Annotated in this window: 5 protein-coding genes; 4 read left to right on the top strand and 1 reads right to left on the bottom strand. The window is 62.0% G+C overall.

The features are described from left to right. The first annotated feature begins 583 nt into the window (after positions 1-583). The 4 genes from P9M14_04340 to P9M14_04325 are packed head-to-tail and all read left to right on the top strand — an operon-like array spanning position 584 to position 6,318. Positions 584-2,209: a GspE/PulE family protein gene (locus P9M14_04340; GenBank protein MDP8254955.1), complete on the top strand. Its 1,626-nt coding sequence runs from the start codon at positions 584-586 to the stop codon at positions 2,207-2,209. A 30-nt stretch (positions 2,210-2,239) separates the two neighbouring features. After that, a complete protein-coding gene (gene glmU, locus P9M14_04335) occupies positions 2,240-3,736 on the top strand; it encodes a bifunctional UDP-N-acetylglucosamine diphosphorylase/glucosamine-1-phosphate N-acetyltransferase GlmU (GenBank protein MDP8254954.1) in 1,497 nt (498 codons plus the stop codon). Positions 3,737-3,761: 25 nt separating this feature from the next. Further along, a complete protein-coding gene (gene glmS / locus P9M14_04330; protein ID MDP8254953.1) occupies positions 3,762-5,591 on the top strand; it encodes a glutamine--fructose-6-phosphate transaminase (isomerizing) in 1,830 nt (609 codons plus the stop codon). Between the two features lie 46 nt (positions 5,592-5,637). Continuing rightward, positions 5,638-6,318: a hypothetical protein gene (locus P9M14_04325; GenBank protein MDP8254952.1), complete on the top strand. Its 681-nt coding sequence runs from the start codon at positions 5,638-5,640 to the stop codon at positions 6,316-6,318. Positions 6,319-6,528: 210 nt separating this feature from the next. Here P9M14_04325 and P9M14_04320 read toward each other — a convergent pair whose 3' ends face one another. Continuing rightward, entirely contained in the window at positions 6,529-7,524 is a 996-nt protein-coding gene (locus P9M14_04320; GenBank protein MDP8254951.1) for a hypothetical protein, read from the bottom strand. Between the last annotated feature and the right edge of the window lie 4 nt (positions 7,525-7,528).

Raw genomic sequence — 7,528 nt, 5'->3', positions numbered from 1 at the left:
AGTTGGGCTAAAAGACGTGCTATCCGTAGCGTCAATAAGCGGCACCAGGCTCTTTAAAACCATTTGTCGCGTCTAAGACTCGAGGGTCGAAGGGAATGCCAAGGGTTGCATGGTGAATCGTTTTAGTTAATCTCGAGCCAATACTACCGGCGAGCCTACACACAAAGATCGTTTTAACGATCTTTACCCCCATCTCCCCAATGCTTATTCGCGGAGTGGATCGTTGCCTAACGACCAGCGTACTACGCGAGCCCTGCACCCGGCTCAAAGCCGGGCGCGGAGTGGATCGTTGGTCAACTACCAGCGAACTACGCGAGTTTTGTGGCACCTCAAAGGTGCCGCGAGTCTTGTGGCGGCTCCAAGCCGCCTACGCGAGTTTTGCAGCACCTCAAAGGTGCCGCGGGTTTTGCTGCGGCTCGAAGCCGGCTCAAAGCCAGCTCGTGCGGTGAGCGTAAACACTGACAGATTTTAGTTTACACTTGATTTTATTTCATTTTATGCTACCTTTGGACTCGAAGCGCTCGATAATATGCGCTGTCTGTGGCGGCAATGTGCTGATATTAAAGGCTTTTATAGAATCACGATGGAAGTCAAAGATCACCTGATTGACCCCGAATCGGTGCAATTGCTGCCGCATTTGTTCAGTCTGACCAATGGCGTGGTCGTTCTGGGAAAAGTTGACAAGCAGTCCAAAGATACGATCACAATCGGCATGGTCGACCCCGGCGATCTGGTGGTGCTCGATCACCTAAACCGTAAGTTTTCACCGCGAAAAGTCGAGATCGTTCCCTTAAGCACCCAGGAGGCCAGCCGGGCCCAGAACATGGGATACGGCCTGGGCCAACTGCTGGTCGAGCACGACGATGCCCAGCGGCTCGACGCCGACCATACCGGCCGCCGGGCGCCGCCCAAGCCGATCGACGAACCGCATCTCGAATTGTCCCGTGATGTCGGTGGTTTTTCGCGCATCCGCGGCCTGGAGCCCGTGGGCTATCTCGACCAGGAAGAGCGCCCGATCATCGAGCTGGTCAACCATCTGCTGCTCGATGGCCTGCGCCGCGGCGCCACGGACATCCACCTCGAGAACTTCCGTAAAGAGGTGATGATACGCTACAAAATCGACGGCATGCTCTACCGCATCGATACTCCTATCAACAAGGAGAACGTCGAAGAGGTGATTTCGCGCTTCAAGGTGATGAGCGAATTGGACATTTCCGAGCACCGCTCGCCGCAGGACGGCCGGATCCTCCTGCGAACCCTGCGAAATCGCGAAGATTACGACGTTCCGTTCCGGGTTAGCATCCTGCCGGGTCCTGCGGGCGAAGATGTCGTGCTGCGCGTGCTGGACAAGTCCATGGCGCCGATCGATCTTGAGCTGCTGGGTTTCACCTCCGATGATTTAGTTAATTACCGCAAACTGGTGAACTCGCCTCAGGGGTTCATCCTGGTCACCGGGCCCACGGGCTCGGGCAAGACGACCACGCTCTACGCCACGCTTAAGGAAATTAAAACCCCTTACAACAAGATCCTCTCAGCCGAAGATCCCATCGAGTACACCCTGGACTACGTCAACCAGAAACAGATCAGCGGCAAGCTCGGGTTCGCCGACTTGGCGCGGGCGTTTCTGCGCCACGACCCGGACATCCTGCTGATCGGCGAGATCCGCGACGTGGACACCGCCGATGTGGCGCTCAAGGCCGCAACCACCGGCCATCTGATTCTCTCGACCCTGCACACCAACGATTCGATCGGCTCGATCCCGCGCCTACGCAGCCTGGGAATCGAGCCCAATATGATCGCCTCGTGCCTGATCGGCGTGCTTTCCCAGCGCCTGGTGCGCAAAATCTGCACCAACTGCGTCGAGCCCTACCAGCCCGACCCGACCCACCTGGCGATGCTCGAGAGGCACCTGGGGCCGGTCGAATTCAAGCGCGGCAAGGGTTGCAGCCTGTGCAACAACACCGGCTACAAGGGCCGCACCGGCCTGTTCGAGCTGTTGATCATCGACTCGGATTTGAGCAAGAAGATCGTGGTCAACGCCTCGATGGACGAGATGCTCGAGACCGCGGTCGAATCGGGCATGAGGCCGCTGATGCGCGACGGCCTGCTCAAGGTCGAGCAGGGGATAACCACAATCGAGGAGCTGTTCCGCGTGATCCCGGTACGCCAGATCACTGCGCAACTTGACGGTAAATACGAGGTCTATTGACCCCAGTCCAGAGATAAGGGAGCCCAGATCATGAAAAATACCATGGCAATTTTACTGGCCGCCGGCAAAGGCGAGCGGATGAAGAGCGAACTGGCCAAGGTGCTGCATCCGATCGCCGGTCGACCGATGATTATGTACACCCTGGACACGCTGGCCGCCCTGGGGCTGGCCAAGGTCGTAATCGTGGTCGGCCACCAAAAAGAGAAGGTGCAGCAGGCGATCACCGAGCGCCTGCGCAGCGGCAAACTCCAACTGGAGTACGTTGAGCAGGATAAGCAGCTGGGCACCGGGCACGCCGTGCTCCAGTGCCAGCGCTATTTAAAATCCTGGAAGGGCAACGTGCTTGTGCTCAGCGGCGACGTGCCGCTGATCTCGCGCGATGCGTTGCGCACGCTGCAACGCAGCCACGCCAAGGCCGAGGCCGCGGCGAGCGTGCTGAGCATGCAGCTTGACCGGCCCGGGGTCTACGGCCGCATCGTGCGCGACGACGAGGGCGCGTTCCAGCAGATCATCGAATACCGCGATGCCAAGCCCAAGCAGCGCGAGATCGACGAGGTCAACACCGGCATCTACATGTTCCAGGGGCGCTACCTGTTCAACGGCATTAAAAAGCTCGAGTCCAACTTCAAGAAGGGCAAGGGCAAGGCCAAGGAGTTCTATCTGACCGATATGATCGCCCTGGCGGTCGAGCGCGGTCTGCCCGCGCAGGCGTTGTGCCTCGACGATGCCGCCGAGGGGCTGGGCGTCAACTCGCGCTCGGACCTGGCCTCGGCGCAACGGGTAATGCGCAACCAGATCAACAACGGCCACATGGAGCGCGGCGTCTCGATCCGCGATCCGTTCACGACCTTTATCGACGCCGACGTGCGCATCGGCCAGGACTCGGTGATCGAGCCGGTCGTCCACCTGCGCGGCAACACCCGCATCGGCAAGGGAACCAAGGTGATGCTCGGCTCGTACATCGAGAACTCCACCGTGGGCAACGACGCGCGCATCCGGCCGCACTCGGTGATCGAGGAGGCCAGCGTCGGGCACGGCTGCTCCGTGGGCCCCAACGCCCACCTGCGCCCCGGAGCGGACATGGCCGCTGGATCGAGCGTCGGCAACTACGTCGAAATCAAGAAATCCAAAATCGGCGCCGGCAGCAAGGTCAATCACATGAGCTACATCGGCGACGCCAACATCGGACAGAACGTCAACATCGGCGCGGGCACGATCACCTGCAACTACGACGGGCTGGGCAAATATCAGACCCTTGTCGAGGACGAGGCGTTCATCGGGTCGGACTGCCAGCTTGTGGCCCCGATCAAAATCCATCGCGGCGCCTACGTCGGCTCGGGATCGACGATCACCCACGACGTGCCCGCCGGAGCGCTGAGCATGACCCGCGCCCGCCAAGAGACCAAAGAGGGCTGGGTCGACCGCTGGCGCAAGCTGCGGATCGTCCGCCAACAGAAGATCGAGCAGGGCGAGCAGGCAAAGCAGGAAGAAGACGAGAAAAAGCCCGCGCCCGACAAGAAGTCCTGATCCAGCTACGGGAGGTCCGACGCCCATGTGCGGAATAGTCGGCTACGTCGGCGAACGTCAGGCCAACGAGGTGCTGCTCGATGGCCTGCGTCGCCTGGAATACCGCGGGTACGACTCGGCCGGAGTAGCCCTGCTCGGCGACGGCGAGATCAAAATCCGCCGCTGCGTAGGCAAGATCAACGAGCTGGTCAACAGCCTCGCCGCGCAGCCGATCGAGGGCAGCGTGGGCATGGGCCACACCCGCTGGGCGACCCACGGCAAACCGTCCGAGGAGAACGCTCACCCGCACCAGGCAGGCTCGATCGTGCTGGTGCACAACGGCATCATCGAGAACTACCTGAGCCTGCGCCGCAGCCTCGAGGCCAAAGGGCGCAAGTTCAGTTCGGAGACCGATTCCGAGATCGTCAGTCACCTGATCGACCAGGAGCTGAGCGAGGGACGCGGGTTCGTCGACGCGGTGCGCACCGCGGTCAACATGCTGCAGGGCGCCTACGCCTTTGTCATCGGCTGCTCATCGCAGCCCAACACCTTGATCGCCGCACGGCGCTCGAGCCCGTTGATCGTGGGTTACGGCGAGGGCGAGAACCTGATCGCCTCGGACGCCGCGGCTCTGCTGCCGTTCACCCGGCGTGTGGATTTCCTCGAGGACGGCGAGCTGGCGGTGGTCACCCGCGAATCGATCGAGATCTTCGGCCCCGAGGGCAAGCCGATCCAGCGCGAACCGCAGCAGTTAAGCTGGGATCCGATCGCCGCCGAGAAGGGCGGCCACAAGCACTTCATGCACAAGGAGATCTTCGAGCAGCCCGTGGCGCTGGTCAACACGCTCTCGGGGAGGCTGAGCTTCGCCGAACACTCGGTCTATTTCGACGAGCAGGAGCTGCCGCCGGGGATCCTCGACAATATTGAACGCGTCTGCCTGGTGGCCTGCGGCACGGCCTACCACGCGGGGATGGTCGGACGCAGCTTTTTCGAGACCATCGCCCGCATGCCCGCCGACGTCGAGCTGGCCTCGGAGTTCCGTTACCGCGACCTGGTGATCGACCAGCGGACCCTGGTAGTGCTGGTCAGCCAGTCGGGCGAGACCGCCGACACCCTGGCTGCAATGCGCGAGGCCAAGCTGCGCGGGCTGCGAACCGTGGCGGTCTGCAACGTGATCGATAGCACCATCGCCCGCGATGCCGACGCGGTGATCTACACCCACGCCGGACCCGAGATCGGTGTGGCCTCCACCAAGGCCTTCACCTGCCAAATGGCCGTGCTTTACCTGCTGGCCGTACACATCGGATGCGTGCGCGGCATGCTCAACGAGGAGCAGGTGGTGGGCTACCTCGAGGGCATCGCCCGCCTGCCGGTGCAAATGGAGGAGATCCTCGCCTCCGAGGGCTACATCCGCCACGCGGCGCGGCAGTATCGCAACCAGCGCGGATACCTGTTTCTCGGGCGCGGGCTCAACGTGCCCATCGCCTTTGAGGGCGCGCTCAAGCTCAAGGAGATCAGCTATCTGCACGCCGAGGGCTACCCCGGCGGCGAGATGAAGCACGGGCCCATCGCCCTGATCGACGAACAGATGGTCTGCCTGGTGCTGCTGCCCAAGTCCGAGACCTACGACAAGATGCTGAGCAACGTGCAGGAGATCCAGGCGCGCGAGGGAAAGGTGCTGGCGGTCGCGGCCAAGGGCGATCAGCAAGCCGTGGAGCTGGCCGACAGCCTGTTCCTGATTCCCGACGTGCCCGAGATCCTCTCGCCGTTTCTGACCGTAATCCCGCTACAGCTTTTCGCCTATCACGTGGCCGACATCAAAGGCACCGACGTGGACCAGCCGCGCAACCTGGCCAAAAGCGTGACCGTGGAGTAGCCACGCGCCGTAGCTTTAGGCTGGGCGTAGTGCAAGGAGGTTTGCAATGCGTAAAATGACACTGATTGCAACGGTAATTTTCCTGCTCGCCGCGTCGGGCAACGCCGTGGCGCGCGACTTCTCCGAGCGCTACGACTTCATGGCCGGGCTCGACTTGGGCACCTACCTCTACGGCGTGATCCCCTACGCCAACGTCGACGCCGGCGACGAGGACGCCTCGTTCTACGGCATCGGCGGATTCGGCCCCTGGATCGGCGCCCACGGCACGCTGTTCGCCAAAAAGTTCCTGGTGCGCTTCGACCTGGGCTACGCCTCGCAAAGCGGCGAGGCCGAGATCAAGTACAAAGACGAGGACCTCGACGACGCCGAGTTCGACTATACGATGAAAATCTTTCGCGGCTCCGCCGGATTCGGCCGCCCGATGTTCGAGACCAGCAAGGTCATGCCCTACTGGCTGCTGGGCGCGTCCATCGCCTGGATGGGCTTTGCCGACGAGAAGGCCGACGAGACCGCCTCGGGCACCGGCTTTGGCCCCTGGGGCGCCCTGGGCGTGGACGGCGCGGTCTACCGCACCAAGGATTACTCGGTCATCATCGGCGCACAAGGCCGCGCGGACCTGCTGTTCTCGATCCAGCCGCTGCAATGGGAAAAGGACGACCAAGACGTTGAAATCGTCATGGGCTACCTGCCGATCTCATTCCTGGTAACCGCCGGAATCGCGTTCTAACAAAACACGCGAGCGCCCGGCTGGCATACTTCTCTGGTCCTAATGCAACGACTCACCCCGCGCCCGGCTTTGAGCCGGGCACCTTTGAGGTGCTGCAAAACTCGCGTAGTTCGATGGTCGTAATACATCGACCCACCCCGCGTAGGCGGCTTGGAGCCGCCACAAGACTCGCGCACCGCGATAATCATTGAGCAACGCCCCTCCCCCGCCTTAAAGCCGCACGAAGCAGACTTCGGGGCCGGCCTGGAGGGTCAGGGAGCAGGCGTTGTACAGCTCGCCGTCGATGGTGTAGCCAAACTCCGTCTCGCGCTCGTAGTGCACGCGGCGGGCCAGCTGGTCCAGCAACTCGCGTCCTTTGAGCGAACGGTTGAGCAGCAGGTTGGGGAGGTTGCGCATGATCGCCAGGCGCGAGGGGTTGCCCGCCTTGACGTGCACCTTCTCGGCCAGCCGGTCGAGCTTGAACGCACGGAAAAAGACCACGCGGGTCTCCACCGTGCTCACGGCCATCATCTTCCACTGCGAGAGCCTGGAGCGGCGCTCGTCGAGCTGCAACCGGGCCTCCATTGATGTCAGCAGCCGGTTGAGATAGCCGGTGCCGGTAAACAGCGAGAGCAGCATCCGCGAGAAGATCTTGAAGAACTTAAGCAGGCTGTGCCGCGTGCCCTGGTAGTACTCGAGGAAGAAGTTGTAGAGCAGTCCGGTGCCCGCGATAAAGCCGAAACGCTCCTGGATGCCGTCGGAGACCGCCAGCAGCTTTTGCTTGATCAGCGGCAGGTCGGCGGTGGAGCGCACCTCGTACAGCCGGTCGAACAGCCGCTGCATGGCGATGATCGGCTTGCCCTTGACCCCCAGCAGGCCGGTGATCAGGTTGGCCGTGCCCGTGCGCAACGTGGCGAACACCGGCAGCGGTTTAAGCGCGCCCCCCTCGAGATGTCGTTGGCCGTAGACCTTGACGAAGCTCGAGAGAAAACGGTGCAATCCGCCGTCGCCCGTGGCCAGCAGCACCACTTGCTGGTCGCTCTCCCAGCACTCGTTGATCGCGTCGTCGATCTGGTCCACAGCCTCGGTGATGCGCAGCGAAACCCGATCGGACAGATAGCGATTGAACAGTTCGATCGGGATACGGCCGTAACGCACTGCCTTGGCATTGGCGTTGATCAATATCCGTACGCGCATCGGCGTCGTTGGCTCCAGCTCGTGTTCCATGGTG

The organism is Candidatus Alcyoniella australis (genome assembly GCA_030765605.1).
Taxonomy (GTDB): Bacteria; Lernaellota; Lernaellaia; order JAVCCG01; family Alcyoniellaceae; genus Alcyoniella; species Alcyoniella australis.
This window is presented reverse-complemented; position numbering and strand designations above follow the sequence as displayed.

Excerpts from the sequence above, each read along its gene's own strand:
- glmU (MDP8254954.1), top strand. The coding sequence starts at position 2,240 with ATGAAAAATACCATGGCAATTTTACTGGCCGCCGGCAAAGGCGAGCGG.
- P9M14_04320 (MDP8254951.1), bottom strand. The coding sequence starts at position 7,524 with ATGGAACACGAGCTGGAGCCAACGACGCCGATGCGCGTACGGATATTG.
- P9M14_04340 (MDP8254955.1), top strand. The coding sequence starts at position 584 with ATGGAAGTCAAAGATCACCTGATTGACCCCGAATCGGTGCAATTGCTG.
- glmS (MDP8254953.1), top strand. The coding sequence starts at position 3,762 with ATGTGCGGAATAGTCGGCTACGTCGGCGAACGTCAGGCCAACGAGGTG.
- P9M14_04325 (MDP8254952.1), top strand. The coding sequence starts at position 5,638 with ATGCGTAAAATGACACTGATTGCAACGGTAATTTTCCTGCTCGCCGCG.